24 protein-coding genes and 1 tRNA gene are annotated in these 22615 nt (G+C 61.0%); 15 read left to right on the forward strand and 10 right to left on the reverse strand.

What is annotated here, in order from left to right:
* Window positions 1–173: 173 nt before the first annotated feature.
* The gene (locus tag AC2A1F_RS12170) at window positions 174–413 is read left to right on the forward strand and encodes a hypothetical protein (protein ID WP_484209063.1); all 240 of its coding nucleotides are present in this window, start codon (window positions 174–176) and stop codon (window positions 411–413) included.
* Window positions 414–638: 225 nt separating this feature from the next.
* On the opposite strand, the gene AC2A1F_RS12175 is transcribed toward AC2A1F_RS12170, so the two are convergent.
* Window positions 639–715 (reverse strand) — tRNA-Pro (locus tag AC2A1F_RS12175).
* A gap of 209 nt (window positions 716–924) precedes the next feature.
* On the opposite strand from AC2A1F_RS12175, the gene AC2A1F_RS12180 reads away from it, so the two are divergent.
* Window positions 925–1512 (forward strand): HD domain-containing protein, encoded by a 588-nt coding sequence (locus AC2A1F_RS12180; RefSeq protein WP_484209064.1) that lies wholly within the window; start codon window positions 925–927, stop codon window positions 1510–1512.
* Window positions 1513–1617: 105 nt separating this feature from the next.
* Window positions 1618–3213 (forward strand): fatty acid--CoA ligase, encoded by a 1596-nt coding sequence (locus tag AC2A1F_RS12185; RefSeq protein WP_484209065.1) that lies wholly within the window; start codon window positions 1618–1620, stop codon window positions 3211–3213.
* Between the two features lie 58 nt (window positions 3214–3271).
* Here the strand turns inward: AC2A1F_RS12185 and AC2A1F_RS12190 are convergent, their stop codons facing one another.
* On the reverse strand, window positions 3272–3547 hold the full coding sequence (locus AC2A1F_RS12190; protein WP_292629933.1) for an HU family DNA-binding protein: 276 nt from the start codon (window positions 3545–3547) through the stop codon (window positions 3272–3274).
* Between the two features lie 456 nt (window positions 3548–4003).
* Here AC2A1F_RS12190 and AC2A1F_RS12195 point away from each other — a divergent pair, with 456 nt between their 5' ends.
* The 10 genes from AC2A1F_RS12195 (at window position 4004) to AC2A1F_RS12240 (ending at window position 14554) form a co-directional block, all read left to right on the forward strand.
* Window positions 4004–5095, forward strand: coding sequence for an efflux RND transporter periplasmic adaptor subunit (locus AC2A1F_RS12195; protein ID WP_484209066.1), 1092 nt, complete (start codon window positions 4004–4006; stop codon window positions 5093–5095).
* 6 nt (window positions 5096–5101) lie between these two features.
* Complete coding sequence (locus tag AC2A1F_RS12200) at window positions 5102–8239, forward strand: efflux RND transporter permease subunit (RefSeq protein WP_484209067.1); 3138 nt, start codon at window positions 5102–5104, stop codon at window positions 8237–8239.
* Window positions 8236–9645 carry an efflux transporter outer membrane subunit gene (locus AC2A1F_RS12205; protein WP_484209068.1) on the forward strand — a complete coding sequence of 470 codons (1410 nt, stop codon included), beginning with the start codon at window positions 8236–8238 and terminating at the stop codon, window positions 9643–9645. Before AC2A1F_RS12200 ends, AC2A1F_RS12205 begins: the two co-directional genes overlap by 4 nt.
* A gap of 130 nt (window positions 9646–9775) precedes the next feature.
* The gene (locus AC2A1F_RS12210; RefSeq protein ID WP_484209069.1) at window positions 9776–10663 is read left to right on the forward strand and encodes an alpha/beta fold hydrolase; all 888 of its coding nucleotides are present in this window, start codon (window positions 9776–9778) and stop codon (window positions 10661–10663) included.
* Window positions 10664–10755: 92 nt separating this feature from the next.
* The gene (gene hisG / locus AC2A1F_RS12215) at window positions 10756–11427 is read left to right on the forward strand and encodes an ATP phosphoribosyltransferase (RefSeq protein ID WP_484209070.1); all 672 of its coding nucleotides are present in this window, start codon (window positions 10756–10758) and stop codon (window positions 11425–11427) included.
* Window positions 11427–12716 carry a histidinol dehydrogenase gene (gene hisD, locus AC2A1F_RS12220; RefSeq protein ID WP_484209071.1) on the forward strand — a complete coding sequence of 430 codons (1290 nt, stop codon included), beginning with the start codon at window positions 11427–11429 and terminating at the stop codon, window positions 12714–12716. The genes hisG and hisD overlap by 1 nt, the downstream gene beginning before the upstream one ends.
* Window positions 12713–13159, forward strand: a complete 447-nt coding sequence (gene nusB, locus AC2A1F_RS12225) for a transcription antitermination factor NusB (protein WP_484209072.1) — start codon at window positions 12713–12715, stop codon at window positions 13157–13159. The genes hisD and nusB overlap by 4 nt, the downstream gene beginning before the upstream one ends.
* 57 nt (window positions 13160–13216) lie before the next feature.
* Complete coding sequence (locus tag AC2A1F_RS12230) at window positions 13217–13690, forward strand: BLUF domain-containing protein (RefSeq protein ID WP_484209073.1); 474 nt, start codon at window positions 13217–13219, stop codon at window positions 13688–13690.
* A 281-nt stretch (window positions 13691–13971) separates the two neighbouring features.
* Window positions 13972–14262: a type II toxin-antitoxin system RelE/ParE family toxin gene (locus tag AC2A1F_RS12235; RefSeq protein WP_484209074.1), complete on the forward strand. Its 291-nt coding sequence runs from the start codon at window positions 13972–13974 to the stop codon at window positions 14260–14262.
* Window positions 14252–14554, forward strand: coding sequence for a HigA family addiction module antitoxin (locus AC2A1F_RS12240; protein WP_484209075.1), 303 nt, complete (start codon window positions 14252–14254; stop codon window positions 14552–14554). Before AC2A1F_RS12235 ends, AC2A1F_RS12240 begins: the two co-directional genes overlap by 11 nt.
* A 44-nt stretch (window positions 14555–14598) precedes the next feature.
* Here AC2A1F_RS12240 and AC2A1F_RS12245 read toward each other — a convergent pair whose 3' ends face one another.
* Entirely contained in the window at window positions 14599–15075 is a 477-nt protein-coding gene (locus AC2A1F_RS12245; protein ID WP_484209076.1) for a PaaI family thioesterase, read from the reverse strand.
* 147 nt (window positions 15076–15222) lie between these two features.
* Here AC2A1F_RS12245 and AC2A1F_RS12250 point away from each other — a divergent pair, with 147 nt between their 5' ends.
* Complete coding sequence (locus AC2A1F_RS12250) at window positions 15223–16296, forward strand: hypothetical protein (protein ID WP_484209077.1); 1074 nt, start codon at window positions 15223–15225, stop codon at window positions 16294–16296.
* A 1-nt stretch (window position 16297) separates the two neighbouring features.
* On the opposite strand, the gene AC2A1F_RS12255 is transcribed toward AC2A1F_RS12250, so the two are convergent.
* Both AC2A1F_RS12255 and folE read right to left on the reverse strand, forming a co-directional pair.
* Entirely contained in the window at window positions 16298–17266 is a 969-nt protein-coding gene (locus tag AC2A1F_RS12255) for an NAD(P)/FAD-dependent oxidoreductase (RefSeq protein WP_484209078.1), read from the reverse strand.
* A gap of 22 nt (window positions 17267–17288) precedes the next feature.
* Complete coding sequence (gene folE, locus AC2A1F_RS12260) at window positions 17289–17885, reverse strand: GTP cyclohydrolase I FolE (protein WP_484209586.1); 597 nt, start codon at window positions 17883–17885, stop codon at window positions 17289–17291.
* 181 nt (window positions 17886–18066) lie between these two features.
* On the opposite strand from folE, the gene AC2A1F_RS12265 reads away from it, so the two are divergent.
* Window positions 18067–18657, forward strand: a complete 591-nt coding sequence (locus tag AC2A1F_RS12265; protein ID WP_484209587.1) for a PAS domain-containing protein — start codon at window positions 18067–18069, stop codon at window positions 18655–18657.
* A gap of 20 nt (window positions 18658–18677) precedes the next feature.
* Here AC2A1F_RS12265 and AC2A1F_RS12270 read toward each other — a convergent pair whose 3' ends face one another.
* From AC2A1F_RS12270 to AC2A1F_RS12290, 5 genes are all read right to left on the reverse strand, one after another.
* Entirely contained in the window at window positions 18678–19613 is a 936-nt protein-coding gene (locus tag AC2A1F_RS12270; protein ID WP_484209588.1) for a sensor histidine kinase, read from the reverse strand.
* Window positions 19614–19911: 298 nt separating this feature from the next.
* A complete protein-coding gene (locus AC2A1F_RS12275) occupies window positions 19912–20427 on the reverse strand; it encodes a winged helix DNA-binding protein (protein WP_484209079.1) in 516 nt (171 codons plus the stop codon).
* A 229-nt stretch (window positions 20428–20656) separates the two neighbouring features.
* The gene (locus AC2A1F_RS12280) at window positions 20657–21088 is read right to left on the reverse strand and encodes a hypothetical protein (RefSeq protein WP_484209080.1); all 432 of its coding nucleotides are present in this window, start codon (window positions 21086–21088) and stop codon (window positions 20657–20659) included.
* 58 nt (window positions 21089–21146) lie between these two features.
* Window positions 21147–21560 (reverse strand): hypothetical protein, encoded by a 414-nt coding sequence (locus AC2A1F_RS12285; protein ID WP_484209081.1) that lies wholly within the window; start codon window positions 21558–21560, stop codon window positions 21147–21149.
* A gap of 149 nt (window positions 21561–21709) precedes the next feature.
* Window positions 21710–22330, reverse strand: a complete 621-nt coding sequence (locus AC2A1F_RS12290) for a helix-turn-helix transcriptional regulator (protein WP_484209082.1) — start codon at window positions 22328–22330, stop codon at window positions 21710–21712.
* Between the last annotated feature and the right edge of the window lie 285 nt (window positions 22331–22615).

A 22615-nucleotide genomic window follows, 5' to 3' on the forward strand; every position in this document is an offset into this window, starting at 1 on the left:
CCGGTCTGATCCGCCTAATGATGCCCGCACCATGTTGTTACATTCAACATTTTCAGCCAAACCGCTGCAAGAAAGCGCGCCTAGAGCATTGTGGGTTTTGGTAAAAATCGAAGTTCCCGGCACCCACGCTAATCGGCGCAAGTTGGTCGGGTCCTGCCGGATGTTCGCGGTCGATGCTGGACAGAACTCAGCTATCGATGTTTCTGCAAGAGAATCGAAAGGGCATCGGCATCGGCGGTGCTCAGGCCACGTTTTTGCAGTTCGGCATGACTATCTTGGCTCCCGCCGAGCAGCCTTGGTTCTGTCGCAACCAGCGTCAGATATCGGGCGTTGTGCTGGTTTGTAGCCCGATGGAGTTCGGCGCGGCCCCGTTCAAGGGCATGCTGTGCGCAGCACGATGCGAACCCTTGTAACCTGAGCTGGAAGTAGGCTGAACTGGAACACATCGGAAACGCAATCGCGACTTTCGCCAGAAGACGCTACCTCTTTGGTACACGGCCATCGCTACCATGCTCCGGGGCGAACCCCATGGTGCAAGCAAAGGCAGGGCACGATCACGCAAAACGATTCCCGACCACTGACCTCAAGTGGAGGAAATGGCGTATTTGCGAGGCTTTGGAGCGGGCATATGCCGAAAGTGGTCGGGGAGATAGGATTCGAACCTACGACCCTCTGGTCCCAAACCAGATGCGCTACCAGGCTGCGCTACTCCCCGACTGCTGACGCCCCTAGTCTGATAGGCGCGCGGGGGCAAGGGGGTTTGCTTGGGCTTTTGCACCACCGCGTGTTTCAATCGCTATAGCGGCGATTGCATCGCAATGCGCGCCGTGTTCTGCACCTTTATCCCCTTCCCAAGTGCCACAAACGCGATAGTCTGTTTTCCAAGAACAGCGCGCCGCGATGCGCGGGAGAAGGATGAACCCGATGGACGATCTGCCAGTCGCCAAGTTCCACAGCATGACCGAAGGCACGCAGGCCGATTGGGATGCGATCATGACGCATATGCGCCCTTATGCCAGCAGCGGCGGCGCGCGTGTGCTTGACCATCTGCGATTGCTCGAAGGCGATTGTGGCGGTTTTGCCGTTGATCGGCTCACACACTGCCTGCAAACCGCCACGCGCGCCCACCGTGATGGGAGAGATGAAGAATATGTCGTGATGGCGCTGCTCCACGATATTGGCGATACGCTGGGAGCCTATAACCATCCTGACGTGGCAGCGGCCATTCTGAAGCCCTTCTTGTCCGAAGAATTGCACTGGATCGTGCAACATCACGGAATCTTCCAAGGCTACAATTTCTTCCATTTTATCGGTCTGGACCGCGATATGCGTGACAGGTTTGGCGATCACCCCTTTGCAGCGGCTACGGCCGAATTCATCGAAAAGTATGATTGTCCGGCGTTTGATCCAGATTACGATACGCTGCCCTTGTCCTTCTTTGAACCGATGGTGATGCGCCTTTTCGCAGCGCCGCGCGCAAGCATTTACAAGAAGGCGATGGAGCAGGCTTGAGCACGGAAGACGGCCGGCCGGGGCGGGGCAGGCTTGCACTGTACCTTCACTGCGAGATTAACTCCTCGAAAGCCTATCAGCCCAAAGCATACGGGAGAGCGAAGCATGCCTGAAGCTGCTGGACCGCTGAAATTGACGCCGTCAACAGCAGAACGGACCGCTCATCTCTATACTTTCGATGAATTCCTGCGTTTCTGGGCCAAAGACCGGCCTCGTGGCAAAGCGCTTGATGGGCCGGACCGGACGCTGAATTATGGTGAGCTGGAACATACTTCGGATCAGGCTGTCGCCGGATTGCAAGCTGCGGGCATAGGCAAAGGTGATCGGATTGCGTGGTTTGGCAAGAACAGCACGCTCTATTTTACGCTGTTCTACGCGGCAGCACGCCTTGGCGTGATCATGGTGCCGATTGGATGGCGGCTGGCACCGGCAGAGGCGACCTGGATCGCGCGTGATGCGCAGGCCAAGGCCGTATTCCTCGGGCAGGGATTTGAAGCTCTTGCAGGGGTATTTTCTGAACTGCCGAACGTATACCTGTGTTTCACTCAAGCCGCTGCGTGGGACTGGATCGACGAACAGCCCCGCACGGTGTTTGAGCCGGCAGGCGCAGATGACGCCGTGCTGCAGCTTTACACCTCGGGCACGACCGGGAATCCCAAAGGGGCAGTGCTTTCCAACCGCAACCTGTTCGGCTTGCGCAAGCAATCGACAGGGTCCCAACTGCCCTACACCACGATGACCGATGATGAGGCTATTCTGGTGGCGATGCCCTGCGCGCATATCGGTGGAACTGGGCTCGGCGTCATGGCGGTCGCGGCAGGCCTTCCGGGGGTGATCCTGCCAGAATTCGAACCAAGAGCGGTGTTTGACGCGGTCGAGCGGAAGGGCGTAACGCGCTTTTTTATTGTGCCTGCGGCGCTGCAGATGCTGCTTAACCATCCTGATTGCCCCGGCGTGGATTTCTCCTGCGTGAAGTACATCATCTATGGTGCATCACCGATCCCACTGGCGCTACTGCGGGAATGCATCGCCATGTTCAGGGCAGAGTTCATTCAAGCCTATGGCATGACCGAAACCACAGGCACCATCTGCATGCTGCCGCCTGAGGACCACTGCATTGAAGGCAACCGGCGCATGCGCTCTGCCGGAAATCCGCTGCCGGGGGTCGAAATGCGGATCATGGGCGATGACGGCACGGCGCTCGGCCCGAATGCCATCGGCGAGATTCAGACTCGGTCTTCGAACAACATGCTTGGCTACTGGAACCTGCCCAAGGCGACCGCAGCAACGATGACTGCCGATGGCTGGATCGCTACCGGGGATGCTGGCTATCTGGATGAAGACGGCTACCTTTACATACACGATCGGATCAAGGACTTGATCATTTCCGGCGGTGAAAACGTCTATCCTGCGCAAGTTGAAAGCGCGATCTATGGTCACCCAGATGTGCTGGAGGTGGCCGTCATCGGAGTGCCGGACGAAACTTGGGGAGAGGCGGTCAAGGCCGTCTGCGTGGCCAAGCCGGGCCACGTCATCGCACCGCCATCGGTGATCGAATGGACCCGGGAACGCTTGGCCGGGTTCAAAGTGCCAAAATCGGTGGATGTGGTGGAAGCATTGCCCCGCAATTCTTCGGGGAAAATCCTGCGCCGCGTCTTGCGCGAACCTTATTGGCAGGGGTTTGAGCGGCAGATAAACTGAGGTCAGATTGTGCAGTCCGTCCGGCGTCTGCCTCTGGCAGACGCCGGTCCGGAAGGGATCAGCCGTTGAGCTTGTCCTTGACTGCCTTTGCCGCAGCAAAAGTCAGCTTGTTCGAAGCGGCGATCTGGATGGTCGCGCCGGTCGATGGGTTGCGGCCTTCACGGGCCGGGGTGTTCTTGACCTTGAACTTGCCAAAGCCGTTCAGCGAGACTTCTTCGCCCTTTGCTGCAGCGTCTGCAATCGAGGCAAATACGCTGTCGACGGCCTTGCGGGCGTCTGCCTTTGAAAGGCCGTGGTTGGCGGCGATGATGTCGGCGAGGTCGCTGTTATTCATTGTAGTGTAGTCCTCTGCTGGAAAGGGATGGCACGGCTAACGCAACGCTGGCCGCGAAAGCCATGGCCCGCGGGCGTCTTTCCACGGAAATTCACTTATGTGGAGCGTTTTTACGTCTATTTTGGGGTTGCATTCGCATCAATCAGACCGGGCGACGCATTTTCAGCCTCAATTGAGCGATTTGTAACTTTGTGTCGCAGCCGCCGATCCTGACCATCAAGGAACGTGCGCAGTCGCAGCAATCTGCTAGACACGCGCACAATCGATGCTGGTCAGGCGTTTGCAGGGTTCGTTCCAGACGAATCAGGCAGGCGCATTTGTGCGGTATTTCGGTGTGCATCCTTGCCTGTGATTTTTTGAGTGAGAATATCCTTGCGGTTCCACACGCGGTCCTTTTCCCACGCAATCGCCATTGTCTCTGCCCCGTTCGCACTCGCTGCGTGCGGCGCTTCAGATGTGGACAAGCCCAAACCCACCCCGGTCGTGGGCGTGATGATTGCCAATACGCAGCCAGTGGAAATCACCACCGAACTGGCCGGGCGCACCGAAGCCTACGAAATTGCCGAAGTGCGTCCGCAGGTGGCCGGGATCGTCATGGCCCGCCTGTTCCAGGAAGGCTCCTATGTGCGTGCGGGGCAACCACTGTATCAGATCGATTCCCGGCTGCTTGCTGCAACGCAAGCACAGGCATCGGCTGCGCTGACATCTGCACAGGCTACGGTCGAGGCCAATCGGCTGCGGGCTGAACGGTTTGAATCGCTGGCCGCGCAAGGGGGCGTGAGCAAGCAGGAAGCCGCAGACGCGCGTGCGACCTACAACCAATCGCTGGCTGGCGTAGGGCAAGCCCGCGCAGCCTTGGCCTCGGCGCAAGTCAATCTGGGCTTCACCCGCGTCACATCGCCCATCAGCGGCCGCATCGGCATTTCGCTGGTTACCAAGGGCGCACTGGTTACCAACGCACAGGCAACGCCGATGGCCAAGGTCCAGCGGCTTGATCCGATGTATGTGAACATCCGCCAGTCCGGGGCCGATTTCATCGCGCTGCGCCGCGCTATTGAAAGCGGCAAGCTGGTGGCAGGCGGTGCGCCGGTCACCGTCATCCTGCCCGATGGCAGCACTTATCCGATTGCCGGAAAGCTTAACCCTGCCGATATTGATGTGAACGCCGAAACCGGCACGATCACGATCCGCGCTGTCGTGCCCAACCCCAAGGGTGATCTGCTGCCCGGCCTGTTCGTGCGCGCCAAGGTGGGGCAGGGCACGGTGCCCAATGGCATTCTGGTGCCGCAAGCTGCCGTCACCCGCGATCCGCGTGGCCGTGCCAGTGTGCTGGTCGCCAATGCCAAGGATGAGCTGGAAAAGCGCGAGATCACTGCTGATTCACCGGTCGGGCAGAACTGGCTGGTCACGTCCGGGCTGAAGCCGGGTGATCGCGTGGTAGTGGAAGGCCTGATTAACGCGCGTGAAGGCGCCAAGGCGAAGGTCGTGCCTGCGGGTAGCAAACCTGCCGCTGAAGATAAGGCCAAGCGCCCGGCCGCAGGGAACTGACGGCCGATGATTTCGCGTTTCTTCGCCTATCGTCCGATCTTCGCCTGGGTGCTGGCCATCGTCATTATGGCCGGCGGCCTGTTTGCTGTTACCAACATGGGCGTCGAGCAGTACCCGGACATTGCCCCACCCACCGTTTCGATCAACGCCAACTATGGCGGTGCCGATGCGGCCACGGTCGAAAATTCTGTCACTCAGATCCTTGAGCAGCAGCTCAAGGGGCTGGACGGGATGCTGTACTTCAATTCGTCCTCGTCGAACGGATCGTCCAGCATCACGGTGACGTTCGACAAGGGCACCGATCCCGATACTGCGCAAGTTCAGGTGCAAAACGCCATCTCGCGCGCGATCAGCCGCCTGCCAGCGGTGGTCCAGCAGCAGGGCGTGAACGTCAACAAGGCGCAGGCCGACATGCTGATGGTTGTGGCCATCTATGACGAGACCGGGCGCGCCACCAACTCCGACATTTCCGATTACCTCACCACGCACTTCCAGGATCCGCTTTCACGCATCGAAGGCGTGGGCAGCACCAACGTGTTCGGTGGCTCGTTCGCCATGCGCATCTGGCTCGATCCGCTGCGTCTGGCCGCGGTGCAGCTTATGCCGTCAGACGTGACTGCGGCGCTGCAGGCCCAGAACACGCAAGTTGCCGCAGGTGAAATCGGTGGGAACCCTTCGCCCGAAGGCCAGCGGCTGAACGCCACGATCACTGCCCGCTCGCGTCTGGAAACGCCCGATCAGTTTGAAAACATCGTGGTCAAGACCAACGTCGATGGCTCGGTGGTCAAGCTGAAAGATGTCGCCCGCGTCGAAATGGGCGAGGAAAACTACGGCGCGCTCAACCGGTTCAATGGCATGCCCGCCACCGGCTTGTCGATCAACCTTGCCTCGGGCGCGAATGCCACGCTGACCGCCGAACTGGTCAAGGAAAAGGTTGCCGAACTCGCCAAGGATCTGCCGCCCGGATTTTACATCGCCTACCCGCGTGACAGCAGCATCTTCGTCAAGATCTCGATCGAGGAAGTCGTCAAATCCCTGATCGAAGCGATCGTGCTGGTCGTGATCGTGATGTTCCTGTTCCTGCAAAACTGGCGCGCCACGCTGATCCCGGCCATCGCCGTGCCGGTGGTGCTGCTTGGCACGTTCGGCGTGCTGTCGCTGTTTGGCTATACCATCAACACGCTGACGATGTTCGGGCTGGTGCTGGCCATTGGCCTTTTGGTCGACGATGCCATCGTAGTGGTCGAAAACGTCGAACGCGTGATGCACGAGGAAAAGCTCGGACCGCTTGAAGCCACGGTCAAGTCGATGGACGAAATCACCTCGGCCCTGATCGGCATCACGCTGGTGCTCACCGCGGTGTTCGTGCCAATGGCGTTTTTCGGCGGATCAACCGGCGCGATCTATCGGCAGTTTTCGGTCACTATCGTATCGGCAATGGTGCTCTCGGCCTTCGTGGCGCTGATCTTCACGCCTGCCTTGTGCGCCACGCTGCTTGCACCGGTGGAACATGAAAAGCCCAAGGGCCGTTTCTTCGGCAAGTTCAACAGCGCCTACGCGAAGTTGGAACACCGCTACAAGGGACGTCTGGCCCGTACTGTGGCACGGCCCGTTCCTTGGCTGCTGGCCTTCGTGGCGATCACCGTGGGTATGGTCCTGCTGTATCAGCGCCTGCCGACCAGCTTCCTGCCCGATGAAGATCAGGGCAACATCTCGATCAACTATCAGCTGCCGGTCGGCTCCACGTCCGAACAGACCCGCGCCGTAGCCTTTGCCGTTTCCGATTACATTCGCGAGGCGGAGAAGGACAACGTCAAGGCCGTGTTCGTGAACATGGGTCGCGGGCCATCCGGCTCGGCGCAGAACGCCGGTCAGGGCTTCGTGCTGCTCAAGGACTGGTCGGAACGCAAAGGGGCAGAGCGTTCCGCATCGGCCATTGCCGAACGTCTGAACGCCCATTTCCGCAAATCGCGCGAGGCGCAGATCTTCATCCTCAGCCCACCGCCAATCCGGGGCTTGGGATCGTCTGCCGGGTTTGAAATGTGGCTGCAGGATGCCACCGGCGCTGGCCGCGATGCTCTCACCGCCGCACGGCGCAAACTGGTGCAGATGGCAGGCGAAAACCCGCGCCTCGGGCAAGTGCGCCTCAGCGGTCTTGAGGACACGCCGCAACTCAAGGTCAATATCGATGACGAAGCGCTGACCGCGTTTCAGATTGCCCCTGCTGCGGCCAACTCCACCCTGTCGATTGCATGGGGTGGGCTTTATGTGAACGATTTCGTGGATCGTGGCCGCGTGAAGCGCGTCTATGTTCAGGGCGATGCGCCCTATCGCACCAAACCGGCTGATCTGGGCCAATGGTTCGTGCGCAGCAACTCTGGCCAGATGGCCCCGTTCTCGTCCTTCGCCTCCACCACATGGACGCAAGGTCCGGTGCGCCTCGATCGCTTCAACGGCGTTGCTGCACAGCAGCTCAACGGTGGTGGGGCGCCCGGCGTCAGTTCGGGCGATGCGATGAACATCATGGAAGAGAACGCGGGCACACTCGACGGTGGTTTCTCGGTCGCTTGGTCTGGCCTGTCCTATCAGGAACGCGCTGCCTCCAGCCAGTCGGGCCTGCTCTATGCCGCGTCGATCTTCTTCATCTTCCTGTGCCTTGCCGCGCTTTATGAAAGCTGGTCGGTGCCGGTTGCCGTGCTGCTGGTGATCCCACTGGGAATCATCGGCGCGGTGCTGGCGGTCACGCTGCGCGGGTATGACAACGACATCTATTTTCAGGTGGCGCTGCTCACCACCATTGGCCTTTCGGCCAAGAACGCGATTCTGATCGTGGAATTCGCCGAATTTGCCATGCAGAAAGGCGCAACCCCGGTGGCGGCTGCGCTCGAAGGTGCGCGCCTGCGCCTGCGTCCGATCATCATGACCAGCGTCGCCTTCATCGCGGGCGTTCTCCCGCTGGTCCTGGCCAGCGGGGCAGGGGCCAATGGTCGCCGCGCCATCGGCACGGGCGTGATGGGCGGCATGCTCTCGGCAACCTTCCTCGCGGTCTTCCTCGTGCCGGTGTTCTTCGTACTGGTGAAAGGCGCGTTCAAGCGCAAGCAGCCTGCTGAAGAGGCCGCGCTGCCGGAAGGGGAACCGGCATGAAGCTGCGCCTGTTCCTCGCCACCCTGCCCGCTCTCGCGCTGGCATCGTGCAATTTCGCGCCGAAGTATGTCCGCCCGGATGCACCGGTTGCGCCAGCGCTTCCGCAAGGGACCGCCTATCCCGCGCTGGCAACCACAGAAGCGCAAGTCGATGCCATCGGCTGGCGCGATTTCTTCACCGATCTGCGGCTGCAACAGGTGATCGCCCGATCACTGGCCGACAATCGCAACTTGCGGGCCTCACTTGCCAATGTGGAACGCGCCCGCGCGCTCTATCGAGTTAATCGCGCGGCCTTGTTCCCCATCGTCAACGGCTCGGGCACGCTGTCTGCGGTGCAGGGCACACAAGGCCGCGTAACCGACAATTTCCTCGTGCAAGCCGGATCAAGCTCATACGAAATCGACCTGTGGGGCCGCTTGCGCAATCTCAGCGAAGCAGGCTTCCAGACATGGCTGGCTACGGACGAGGGCCGCAAATCCACCCAAATCGCGCTCGTCGCTGAAACTGCCAGTGCCTGGCTCAGCTATGGCGCCACCGCCGATGCCCTGCGGATCGCGCAGGAAACCGTTGCCACGCGCAAGGACACGCTCGGCCTCAACGTGCGGCGCGAAGCCATTGGTATCGGTACGAAGCTGGAGGTTGCCACGGCAACGTCGCTGCTCAACACTGCCGAAACCAATGTGGCAGACTTGCAGACAAATCTGGCGCAGGCGCGCAATGCGCTTGAATTGATCACTGGCGGCCCACTGCCGGATGATTTGCTGCCCACTACATTGGGCGCAGGCGATCAGGTGCTGGGCGCGCTGCCGGTGGGCCTGTCGTCGGACATTCTGCTGCGCCGCCCGGATGTGCTGTCGGCAGAACACACGCTGCGCGCGGCCTATGCCAATATCGGCGCGGCCCGCGCAGCATTTTTTCCGCGCCTGTCGATCACCGGCCTGTTCGGCTTCGCCTCGCCGGGCCTCACGCGCATTTTTGAGAGTGGCGATTTCCAGAAAACCGCCAATACCGCGCTCGGCCAGCGCATCTTCGATGGCGGTGCCACCGCCAACAACCTCAAGGCCACCAAGGCCACGCGCGATGCCGCGCTCGCCACGTATGAACGCGCAATTCAGGTGGCTTTCCGCGAAGTGGCTGATGCCCTCGCGCGGCGCGGCACCATCGATGAAAGCCTGCGCGCGCAGACCAGCCTCGCTGCCAACGCCGCCACGGCCTATCGCCTCAGCAAGCTGCGCTACGATTCCGGCGTAGCCAACTTCCTCGAACCGCTCGACGCGCAACGCACGCTCTACAATGCGCAGCAGTCGCTGATTTCGGCGCGGCTGACGAAGGCTAGCAATATGGTCGAACTCTACCGCGCGCTGGGTGGCGGTCTGGTGGAGACAACGACATCGCCGGAAGGGTAGGGGGACCCAGGATCACGCCCGGGATGACGGCAGTTTGTTGAGCTTCGCTACCGTCTTACCGCTTCAAGCGGGGCTTGACTCCCATCCCTTAATCAAGCGATTAACGCTCCAACGGGAAGAGGAGCCCCCCATGACAGACCTGCAACGCGTCACGCTCGCCAGTGGAATAGAACTCGACGTGCTCGATACAGGCCCAAAGGACGCCCCCGTGCTTATCTTCCTCCACGGCTTCCCTGAAAGCCACCGCACCTGGCGGCACCAGATCGCGCACCTTTCTACCCGCTTCCGCTGCATCGCCCCCGATCAGCGCGGCTATCGCGGCTCGTCCAAGCCCGAAGGCGCAGAAAACTACACGCCCGACAAACTCGTCGGCGATGTGTTCCAATTGGCCGATGCGCTGGGCGTCCAGCAGTTCACGATCCTCGGCCACGATTGGGGCGGCGCGCTCGCATGGGGCGTTGCGTTGTTGGGGCAGGGGACGCGCGTGACCCGCGCCGTCATCGCCAACGCCCCGCACCCGGTGATCTTCCCCCGCCTGCTCTGGACCGACCCACAGCAACGCGCCGCCAGCCAATACATGCGCGCCTTCCGCGATCCGGCCAACGATGCCATGGTCCGCGAACACGGCCTCGGCGCTCTCTTGCTCAAGGCGCTCAACTGGGAACGCTCCCCCGCGCTGGAAGAGGCTGAGCGCGATGCCCTGTTCAAAGACTGGTCCAACCCCGACGCCGCCATCGCCATGCTCAACTGGTACCGCGCCAGCCCAATGGCTGTCCCGCCGATGGACGCCCCGTTCGAACTGCCCGAAGGCTACACCGACGCCCCGCTCCCCCCGCTGCAAATCCCCACGCTAGTGATCTGGGCAATGGACGACATGGCCCTGCCGCCCTGCAATCTTGATGGCATGGACAAGCTGGTCACCAAACTGACCATCGAACCCATCCACGATTGCGGCCACTTCGTGCCGTGGGAAGCCCCGGAAAAGGTCAATGCGACGCTCGACCGCTTTCTGGCCTGACACTGCCCCGGCCACTTTTCGATGCACCCGATTGCCGTGATCGGGTTCATTCGGTTGCCCTTTCCAGCGCTCTGGCATAAGGGCGGCGGGTTATGACAACCGTCGCACCGCTCGTCTTCGCCCTGCCCAAGGGCCGCATTCTCGAAGAGGCCCTGCCTCTGCTCGAGAAGGCCGGTATCGTGCCCGAGGCCGATTTCTTCAACAAATCCTCGCGCGCCCTGTCGTTTGCCACCAACCGACCCGATGTAAAGATCATCCGCGTCCGCGCGTTCGATGTGGCAACCTTTGTCGCCCACGGTGCCGCGCACGCTGGCGTAGTCGGGTCCGATGTGATCGACGAGTTCGACTATGCCGACCTTTACGCCCCCGTTGACCTCAACATCGGCCACTGCCGCCTGTCGGTCGCAGAGCCGGTCAGTATGGTCGAATCCGGCGCAAATGCCCGTGAAAGCCACGCCCGCGTCGCCACCAAATACCCGAACCTCACCCGCCGCCACTTTGAAAAGCTGGGCGTGCAGGCAGAGGTCGTGAAGCTCAACGGTGCAATGGAACTGGCCCCCTCGCTCGGCCTTGCCAGCCGCATCGTCGATCTCGTCTCCACCGGCCGCACGCTCAAGGAAAACGGCTTGGTGGAAACCAGCCAGATCCTGCCCGTCTCGGCCCGCCTGATCGTAAACCGCGCCGCCTTGAAGACCGACAGCGCCCGCCTTGGCGCGCTGGTCGATGCCTTTCGTGCGCTCGTCGCGGAAAAGGAAGCCGCCTGATGCTCCGCCTCAAATCCAGCGACGCTGATTTCGCCCGCGATTTCGCCCGCCTCGTCAAAGACCGCCGCGAAAGCGATGAAGGCGTCGCCCGCGATGTCCAAACCATCATCGAAGACGTGCGCCTGCGCGGCGATGAGGCTTTGGCCGAATACACTGCCAAGTTCGATGGCCACAGCCCTGCGCAAGACGCTTGGCGCATCAGCCCCGAAGACTGCCGCGAAGCCTTCGATGCGCTGAAGCCCGATCTGCGCGCCGCCTTGGAACTCGCTGCCCAGCGCATCGGCGATTACCACCGCGCCCAGTTGCCCGAAGACCGCGACTATACGGACGAGACCGGCATGCGCCTCGGCGCGCGCTGGACCCCCGTCGACGGCGCAGGCCTTTATGTCCCCGGCGGCCGCGCGGCCTATCCGTCCTCGCTCTTGATGAACGCCATCCCCGCCAAGGTCGCAGGCGTCGGCCGCCTCGTCGTCGTCACCCCCACACCCAAAGGCGAAGCCAACCCGCTCGTCCTCGCCGCCGCGCACCTTGCCGGTGCTGACGAGGTATGGCGCGTCGGCGGTGCACAGGCCGTGGCCGCGCTCGCCTATGGCACAAATCGCATCAAGCCGGTCGATGTCATCACCGGCCCCGGCAACGCGTGGGTCGCCGAAGCAAAGCGCCAGCTGTTCGGCGTTGTCGGCATCGATATGGTCGCAGGCCCCTCGGAAATCCTCGTGATTGCCGACGCAAATAACGATCCCCAGTGGATCGCCGCCGATCTGCTCAGCCAGGCCGAACACGATCCCGTCGCCCAATCGATCCTCATCACCGATGATGCGGCCTTCGCTGATCAGGTGGCAGACATGATCGGCGTCGAAATCGCCATGCTGCCCACCGCGCGCGTCGCCAAGGCCAGCTGGGACAATCACGGCGTCATCATCGTCGTGGATTCGCTTGATGAAGCCCCCGCGCTCGCCAATGCGCTCGCCGCCGAACACGTGGAAATCGCCACCGACGATCCGCAAGTCCTGTTCGACCAGATCCGCCACGCAGGCTCGGTCTTCCTTGGCCGAATGACCCCCGAAGCCGTCGGTGATTACATCGCCGGGCCAAACCACGTCCTGCCCACCGGGCGCCGCGCGCGCTTCTCCTCGGGCCTTTCCGTTCTGGATTTCATGAAACGCACCAGCTTTATCGCGGCCTCCGATGCGGCGCTCGCCGCCGTCGGTCCCGCCGCCATCGCCCTGGCCGAGGCCGAGGGCCTTGCCGCCCACGCCCGCTCGATTGAACTGAGGTTGGGCCTGTGACCGCCATCTCGGGAAAAGCGCGCGCCGCCTCGCGCCTTGCCGCCGTGCAGGCGCTCTACCAGTCAGACATGGAGCATACGAAGCTCTATCTGCTGCTCGATGAATTCCACCAGCACCGTCTGGGCGCAGAAATCGAGGACGTCGAATACCTGAAGGCCGACGTCCCCTTCTTTGACGACCTCGTCAAAGGCGTCGATGCCCGCCGCAACGAGATCGACCTGCTGCTCTCAGCCAAACTCGCCAAAGGCTGGTCACTGGCCCGCCTCGACAAGACCATGCTGCAAATCCTGCGCGCCGGTTCGTACGAACTGCTGGCCCGCAAGGACGTGCCCATCGCCACCGTGATCACCGAATACGTCGACGTCGCCCACGCCTTCTTCGAAGAACGCGAAGCCAAATTCGTCAACGGCGTGCTCGATGCCGTGGCCAAGGACGTCAGATAAAAACCAACACTGGGGTGATACGTGCATCGCTCCGCCAGCAAGAAGGCGAGCTGATCTATGTTCGATGAATATGGTTTCCCGGGCGCAGAAGGTTCGGGCCATGCTGAGCAGACGCTAGAAATGTTCGTCTATTGCAGCCGCGCCGCCGAAGGTGTTGATGATGCCGAGGTCGGCCGCATCATCACATTTTCGCAAGCCCGCAATGTCGAACGTGGCATTACCGGCGTGCTGGTTTTTGGCAGCGGTGTATTCTTCCAGTGGGTCGAAGGCCCACCCGCCGAGGTGGATATTCTGATCGCAGACCTGCACAACGATACGCGCCACTTTGATATCGTCACGCTCGACCGCAGCGTTGAAAAGCGCGAGCGTCTCTACCCGAACTGGGAAATGGAACTGGTAGAAGCCGACGACATCCGCGCCGTGCTGCAAGATGCACTCGACAGCGCCGAAGACGAAAACAACACCGCCGCGCTCAAGCGCATTCTGGCGCACATCGATTCAGGGCCACTGCCTTTGCTTGGACGAGGCTGATCAGTTCAGCTTGGTTTAAGTTCAAAAGTGCAGGTGGCCGCCAAAAACCAGTCGTCACTCCGGGCTTGACCCGTGGTCCCGCTTCCTCAAACCTCAATTCATGAACCCCCGCCCGATCAATGCGAAGTGCGCTTCGCCCGCTTGGTCGTCCCGCAAGCAAACATGCTGTTTCCGCCAGCGCGCAGGCGCACGCTACGTGCGCTTCCATCGTCTGCCAGAAGCAGCATGTAAAGTGTCACCAGACACTTTACGAATTGCCGCAAGACGGCTATAGACTCGGCATGGAAAACGATAGCATTCGGCACAAGGGCCTGCGTCGTTTCTTTGAAACCGGCAACGCCAAGGGTGTGGTTGGTGATGCCCTCAGGTTGCGAAAGATGCTCGCCTTTATCGATGCCGCCGAGGATTTGAGTGAATTGGCCGTCCCGCCCAACTTCGGCCTGCACGAATTGACCGGGGATCGCAAAGGAACGTGGTCGATGATCGTGACACGCAACTGGCGGATGACATTTCGGATCGGTCCCGCAGGGGCGTTGATCGATCTGGATCTGGAGGATTACCATGGCGCTTAAAATGCACCCTTCGCTGGCAGTTCACGTTGGTGACTGGCTGAAGACGGAAATCGTTCAGCCTGCTGGCCTCAGTGTTACAGAATTGGCCCAGCATTTCGGGGTATCCCGTCAGGCGCTCAGCGCGCTTTTGAACGGTCACGCCAGTCTTTCGGCAGATATGGCGATCCGCTTTGAGAAGGCCTTTGGCACAAGGGCAGATACCTTGCTGCGTATGCAAACCGCTTATGACCTCGCCCAAGCGCGAACACGCGAGGACGACATCAAGGTGAAGAAGTTCGACAGGGCGGCGTGATAGGAACGCGTTGTAGGATAAACCCGCCCGATCAATGCCCACCCCTAATGCGAAGTGCGCTTCGCCCGCTTGATCGTGCCAGAAAAGCTCAGCACCGGCTCTTCCGCCCCATCGGCCCCCACACGCAAAATCGTGCCGCGTGCAAACACCAGACTTCCGCCTGCGCGCACGCATTCGCCGCGCGCTGTCAGCAGGTCACCCGCCTGCGCGCCGCTCACGAATTCGCAGTTCATCGTCACGGTCACGCCGAACACTTCGTCGCCGCCCGATGCGGCCACCATGAACAGCGAGAAATCGGCAAAAGTCATCAGAGATCCGCCATGGACGATGCCGTGGCCGTTCAGGTTCTTCGCCTCGGGCCGGAACCCCGTCACGATCCCGCGCTCGTCACGCTTCACGAAGAACGGCCCAGTGCCATCTTCGAACGGGTCCTTGCCCGCCCACTTCCACCAGCCGGACCAAGGTCCTTCGCCAACCTGTTCGAAACCGCCCCGGATCGGAGCTTCATCTGTATCGCTCATGCCACGGCTCTAACCGCACGGCCAAACCCCTGTCGAGCGGAATGACCAGACTCCTCCATCGGCGCCGGATATGCCGCTTGCACGGACAAAGCGCTGTGTTACTTTATGGGAGCGCTATCAGAAGGCAAAGTCAGGGGAGAGCAGGGCATGTCTTCGCAGATGCTGCCTGTCAAAACACGCAACCGCAACGTCTTGTCCATGCTCGGCGCCATGTGCCTCCTCGCCGCTCCTGCCGCCGCCCAATCAGACCCTGAAGCACATGCGCGACCGGCAGAGCCAACACGATCGGCCCCGGTGCGAGAGCGCTTCATCCATGTGCCGTCGGTCCAGCCGGGGCAGGGCGGCTATACCATCTCGGTGCCGGAAGATTCGCCCTTGTGGGGCAAGCCAGTGCCCGCCGCGCCAACCACACCAAAGGCTCCGCCGCCGATCACGCCATCCGTAACAAAGGGAGCCGACCAAACCCCGCTCCCCCACCTGACGCTCCGCCGTGAGCGCTCGTTGCTGGGCGAACCCGATATCTACAGCGAGGAGCCGCTGCTGTTCGCGCAATATCGGGACAGCCGCCGTTACGCCGTGACCTATATCTCCAGCGATCAAAAAGCGCAGTACAGCGATGATGCAGTGCGCTCCATCCGCAGCACGCTGCTGGATGTGGTGCTGCTGGATGAGGCCCGCACCAGAGTGTGCAACATCATGGTCGATGGCGCTTATCGCTCAGGCTTGAATCCGCGCCAGACAGGTTCCGACTGCCTCGGCCCCGGCAAGCTCTATCGCGGTTTCGTGTGCAGCACGCTGCAGGCGCACGAAGTGCCAGTCCGCCGTCTGTTCACACTGCTGGGCACTTTGTTCAAAGACAAGCGGCTCGAACTCACCGACGCTGATCTGGTCGACTGGCGCTCCACCCGCGCTTGCGGCAGCAGTCTGGACGCCACCTATCCGCCCCAGTTCGAACGGCACCACTGGCGTTACCTGTCGGAATTGATTGCCGAAGTGGCGCAGTCCGACACGATCCGGGCGGCCATGCTCGCCGCGATGAAGGATGGCCGGATCGCAGAACCCGTAACCGGCTGGCGCGGCCCGCTGCCCGGCTCCCGTTGGGAGGACTACACGATGCAACTGTCATGGTCCTGCAGCAAGCCCGGCCATGCCAAAGTTGATGTTATCGTTGCAATGCACTGCGCGGCGGTAAGGATGAAGGCCGAGCAACTGCAAGAATAGTTTAAGCCACCTTTTCGTGACTCATCGCCATCATCTGCATCGCCAGTGTGCGGCCTGAAATCCACGCATTTTCCACGCGCGGGCCCAGCAACCAGTCGCCGCAGATGCCGATGCGCGAATTTGCGCTCCACAGTGCACCCATGTTGCTGCCCGTGGACATGGCATAACGCCAGCGATGCGCGGTGGCGACCACGGCTGTGGGCAATTCTACTGACAGCGCTGCCGAAAGCGCAACGAGCAGGGCTTGCGCCACATCGTCGGTGCTGTCTTCGATATGCTTGGCCGACCAGTGTGGGTTGGCCTGAACCACCCACGTTTCGGGCCCCTTGCGCCCCGGCTTGGCAGCATCGCGCGCCGCCCAGCTGATCAGCCCGGCGTCGCGCACGGTATCAGCCTTGCTCATTACTCGGTCGTCAAAGGCAAACATGCCGGTCCAGCAGGGCTGTGAGCGCGCTGCCAGAGCCGTGGATGCAAGCGAGAGATCATGCAGTGCAACGATTGCTGCGGCCTGCTCAGGCGGGAGCGAGATAACCACCGTGTCAAACGGTCCCTTGCTTTGCCGCTCGCCTTCGCGGTCCTCGCCCGAAAGGAACCAGGCACCATCGCGCCGCACCAGTCCTCGCACATGCCAGCCGAACGTCACGTCCTGCTGGTCGGCCATATCCTTGACCACGGCGTTCATGGTGGGCACGCCCACCCATGCGCCAGTGCCGGCCGCTGGCCATGGAGATGCGACCCCACTGGCAGACCAACGCGCCACTTGCGACATGAAAGCCGGATCGCGCACGGTGAAATACTGCGCCCCATGATCGAAATGGGCTTCGCCAAGCGGCGTGGCCATGCGCCGGGTCGCCATGCGCCCACCGGGACCACGCCCCTTGTCAAACAACGAAACCGTGTGACCGGAACGAACGAGTTGAGCGGCGCACGAGAGACCGGACATCCCTGCGCCGATGATGGCAACTTGCATTTTCATGACCTGTTTCGGGGCGTCAGCCACGTCCCATCAACGCCAGCACTTCTTTACGGCTGCTTGGATCATCGAGGAAGCATCCCAGCATGCGGCTGGTTACCATGCCCACGCCATGGGTGCGCACGCCGCGTCCGGTCATGCAGCCATGCTGCGCTTCGATCACCACGGCCACGCCCTGCGGTTGCAGGTGCTCCCAGATCGCCTGTGCCACTTCGGCGGTCAACCGCTCCTGCACCTGCAGGCGGCGGGCATAGCCATGCAGCACGCGCGCCAGCTTGGAAATGCCGACCACCCGGTCCTTGGGCAGATAAGCGATTGAGGCTGTTCCGGTGATCGGGGCCATGTGGTGTTCGCAATGGCTCTGGAACGGAATGTCTTTCAGCAGCACGACTTCGTCATAGCCGCCCACTTCCTTGAACGTGCGCGAAAGGTGCGCGCCGGGGTCTTCGGCATAGCCGCCGCAGTATTCGCGCCAGGCGCGCGCCACGCGCTTCGGCGTATCGACCAGGCCTTCGCGTTCCGGCTCGTCGCCCGACCAGCGGATCAGCGTGCGGATCGCCTCCTGCACTTCATCAGGCACGACAACCTTGCCATCTTCGCCGATCACGTCGGCCATGCCGGTCGCGGCGGCAATGGTGGGGGAATAGACGTTCATCGGCGGCTCCAGTCCTTTGCGGCATCAAGCCATAAGGCAATCATTGCGGGATGATGACCGGATGCGCCGCAGCCCGATCAGGAACAACACGGACCAAAGGGCACGGGCTGGCAACGCGCCGCAAAGCGCGTATACATGCACTATGTCCATAGCCGAAATGATCAGCTCCAGCCCGACGGCCGCCGTCATCAGCAATCCGCGCTTGCCGGATAACCCGATCATTGCCTGCAATGATGCGTTCGTCGAACTGACGGGTTATAGCCGCGAGGAGATCATCGGACGAAACTGCCGCTTCCTGCGCGGCCCGACGACAGAGGACGACAAGGCCCGCATCCTGCGCGAAGGTATCTGGCGCAAACAGCCCGTCATGGTCGAAATCCTGAACTACAAGAAAGACGGCACCCGTTTCCGCAACGCGGTTATGGTCGCGCCGATTTTCGATGCTGACGGCGAACTTGAATATTACCTGGGCTCACAGGTAGAGATCAACGAAGACCTCGGGCAGGCCAACGATGTGCGTCGCAACGAAGCCGCCGACCGTGTCGAACGCCTCAGCCGCCGGCAAAAGGAAATCCTCGTGCTGATGGCCGCCGGCAAACTGAACAAGCAGATTGCCTACGAACTGGGCCTCAGCGAACGCACGGTCAAGATGCATCGCTCTGCTGTGCTTAAAGGGTTGGACGTGAAAACCAGCGCCGATGCCATTCGTGTGGCCATCGAAGCTGGGTTTTAAACCTCCCCGGAATTTGAACATCATCGCCGCATTGGCGCGGCACCGTCGATCCTGAATTCGCACCACACGCCTGTCGGATCAAACGACAGCTCAACCCCGTCAAGCCCCGATTGCGGCACAAGCAGTTTCGTGCCCAATCCGGCCTGCGTTGGCGGCCTCACTGGCGGCCCGCCTTTCTCCGTCCAAAGTATGTAAAGCGTCGTCCTGTCGGCCCCGCTAAACCACGTCAGTTCCACGCGTCCTTTCTCTGTCGATAGCGCGCCATGCTTGATCGCGTTGGTGCAAAGCTCGTGCAAGGCCATGATCAGGGGAATGCAGCTGTTCGGTGGCAGCACGCACGGTTCCCCGGTCAGGCTGATCCGGCCGTCGCGGTCAAACGGTGCAATGGTCTGGCGCGCTAGTTGAGGTAGACGCCCCTCTGCCTCTGCACCGATTTGCAGCAGATCGCTTGCGGCAGCCAGCCCTTCGATCCGCAGACTGAACTCCTTGAAGAAATCAAGCGGCGAAGCCGCCTTGGGCCCGCGTGCGGCCAGAGACTGTATAAGCGTCAGCAGGTTGCGAACACGGTGGCGCAATTCGCGGTTAAAGACTTCCTGTTGTTCATTGACTTGTCCCAGCGCCCGCACGAGGCGGCGCAGATGCATCCCGGTCATCAAAATCAGCGCAGCTGACATTGCGAACAGGCCAAAAAACGCAAAGCGCGCTGCTGTCAAATCGCGGAACCATGCGCCGCCACCAAAAAGCCTTTGCGAAAAAATCGCCGCGACCAGCGCAAAGGCCGCTGCGTATCGCAAGCGCAGCGTGACGGAGGCCAGCAGCAGGCTTGGCCAATAGGTTATGAACGGCAGGCCCAGAGCGCCCCCGTCCATCGTTGCGCGCAAGGTTGTCGGAACAATCAGCAGGCCAATAATCCAGCCAAGCGATTCGGCCGGGGATTTGTCCCGCTCCACCAACATGCGCACGAAACGTTGGCTCGCGCGCTCGTGTGAACTCAACCACTTTCTCCGCTGCACTCAGGGCACATCGGCATCATTCTGAACCGTTTCGCCCTATATCTAAAGATAGTATGCCCTAAAGTGCAGGTCTTCGAAAGAGGTTTTCGATGGTCGTCAAAGCCTCATTGTCGGGCCAGCCAATCGCCGGGGTCTCGTCCAATGCAAGGCCTGATTCTGTCCATGCTCAGCGTCACCGCCTAGGCAGTTCTCCGGTCGGCCGGGCGGGGGGTGCAATTCCGCCCGGCCTTCCGGGGAACGCTCATCCGGGCTGCGTGGGCGCAACGGGCGTGGTTGACGGTTTGGGATCGTTGAAGGTGTTGATTGAACGGGACAGCATGGCCAGTGTCTGGTCCATCGCATCGATGCCGTAGCGGGTCAGCCGCACGAATGTCCGGCGACCATCGCGGCCATCGTCTTCACGCTCGATCAGGCCACGGGTTTCCAGAATGCGCAACCATCGCAACGCCGTCGTCGGCGGCACATGGGCACCGATGCAGGCGCTTGTGGTCGGCACACGGCGGTCCTCGCGCGCTGCAATGTACAGATCCAGCAGGATATCCCACGTGGGCTCACCAAACAGATCGGCCGGCAAAGCCTTGTGCCGTCGCCTTCTTACGGCGTAAACTTCCCGCGCGATGGCCGCATGTCTGGCCAGTGTCTCCTGGTCGAATGTTGCGTTCGATACGGCAGGTTCAACCAGGCGTGGATGGCCACGGCGCCCAACTTCGCCTTCGCGTGCGTTGCCAATCGTGGCACGCATGGAACGTACGGTCATGAATTGCTCCCCTAGAAATTCAAAAAGCCCCGGAAATGCTGTCGTCCTGATGGTTCAAAAGACATGGTAGCCCGGCTGATTTTGCGATTGCCCAACCCATGGGGTGCGCAAGGCCGCTCGCATTGCATGATGAACCGGCATCTGGTTGAAAGGGCGCAGCCCCTGCTTCTCCCGGCAAACCTTCCCCAAGGTTTCGGGCTCACCACACTTCAGATGGTGGCTTGCCTTTTCAGGTAAGCCGCCATGCGTGATAGCGTCCGATCCGTTCCGATCTACGCGTATGCGCGATGGTGCCAAGCAACAGGGCCGTGGTCTGGATGGGCAGAGGCAACTGCGCCATCGCAAAGTACCCATAACGCACCAGCGACAGTTCGGTGAGCTTCGCAAAATGCGACAAGACCACAATGATCTGCGCAGCACAGACCCACATCGGCCAGCCGCGATTTGCCCGAAGTGCAATCCACAGCATCGCCAGCAGGGACCACGTATCAATCACGATGTGGCCGGGGTTCACCGCGAAGAACGTCGGATCACCCCAGACAAGATGATTGATGACATCCAGCACGCCCGCAGCAATCATGATCGTTGCTACCAGTCGCTCCGGCTCTTCGCCCTTGCGCAGGGCGAAGAGCACGATGGCAACAAATAGAAGTCTGTACATCCAGATCAGATGCATTGTGCATTACCAGTCATGCAGAATTGGCAGGGCTGGAAGATGCTCAGGCGGCCTGAACCAGACCGAAAGATGTGTCGTCCTGATCAAGTGATCCGGCAGGCGGGCAGCCGTCGGCAACGCCGGCCTTCACTTCGTGGCCCACGTCGATCAGCTTCCCGTGAACGCGGGCAAGCTCTCCGCTGGCTTGCAGGATGGCCTTTTGGCTCGCTGCCAGCCGCAGCAATGCGTCCTGCCCGGTGAATGGTCCGACGGATGTTTCGCGGCGTGCACGAACCATGGTGGCCAGCAAATTTGCTTGCCGTATCAATGCTTCGTCCAGCGCAGCTTCGGCCTCGTGCAGATCGCGGGTAATTCGCATGCCGTGAACAAGCGTGGCGTTGTTGCTGCCTGATCCAGACACATTTGCCGCACCCAGATTGGAAATCGCTGCTTCGTGTGTTGCAGTAATGGTTTTCATGGTCGCTCCCACCAGTTGCACCAGAGATGCAACTGGCCCCTTTTTACAAGGATGGCGGCGCCCCCGCGCCGGTCACCCGGTTGACGAAAGGAGATGTCGTCCTGGCGGCAGACCTTTAAGGGCCGCGCACCTTTCCGCAATCGAACGGGTCAGTGATCGAGCATTGATGAAAGCTGAGCAAACATGGTCAACCCTCCCAGCACGATCAGGATCATGAACACCGTCAAGCCGCCGATGAAACCCAGCCGCCACAAGGTGCCATTAGGCCCGTCGAACATCTCCGGAAGGACACGGTAATAGGCGATCTCATCCTGCTCGGCTGCTTTGGCATAACCCGGAACAAACACCGGTACATCCGCTATGGCAGCCATTGCTTCGTCTTTGCCTGTTGGTCCTTGCTGTACCGCTCCGGGCATTTCGGCCTCGGACATCGTCAACTCGGCAGGTCGGGACTTTGCGATGGATGGCTCGTCATCCGTCTCCTTCTCAACCGTTGGTGCACCGGGAAGGGGCGGAAAGCCTACATGGGAAAACTCGTATACGGGTTGTTCGTATGTCTCGATCAGCTTGCGATAGGCCTGCGCAACCTCTCCGCGGGTGGCCACACCAAGCTTGGCCCGGGCCAGCATGATCCGCTGGTCTACGGTGTGATGCGAGATCCCGAGAAGACGCGATATCTCCTTGGACGTCTTGTGCTGGATAAGCAGGTCGAGCACTTCACGCTGCTTCACCGTCAGCTCAGCCAACGGATTATCGAACAGTTCGCCCACTACCGTCATTGTCTTTTCGTGTCCCGACCATTCCCTTACCCCGAAGATAGGGTAAACGAACCATCAATGGATAATGCCTGACAAGTCCCACTATTCCAATTATTCTTTCGTTAATCTGTCTCACTTTGGGTGTATCGCTAACATGATTTGCCGTGGCAGCATGGTGTGCCAATGTTCATCCTTTGTCCGGCATGGTCTGGCAATGGTTTGACATCCATCCTGCTACTCAGGATCAGGTGGCAGTGAGTCACGGCACTGTTCATCATGGCCGGAATGCGGCACATA

Source organism: Novosphingobium sp. HNCC26BN242 (genome assembly GCF_057180525.1).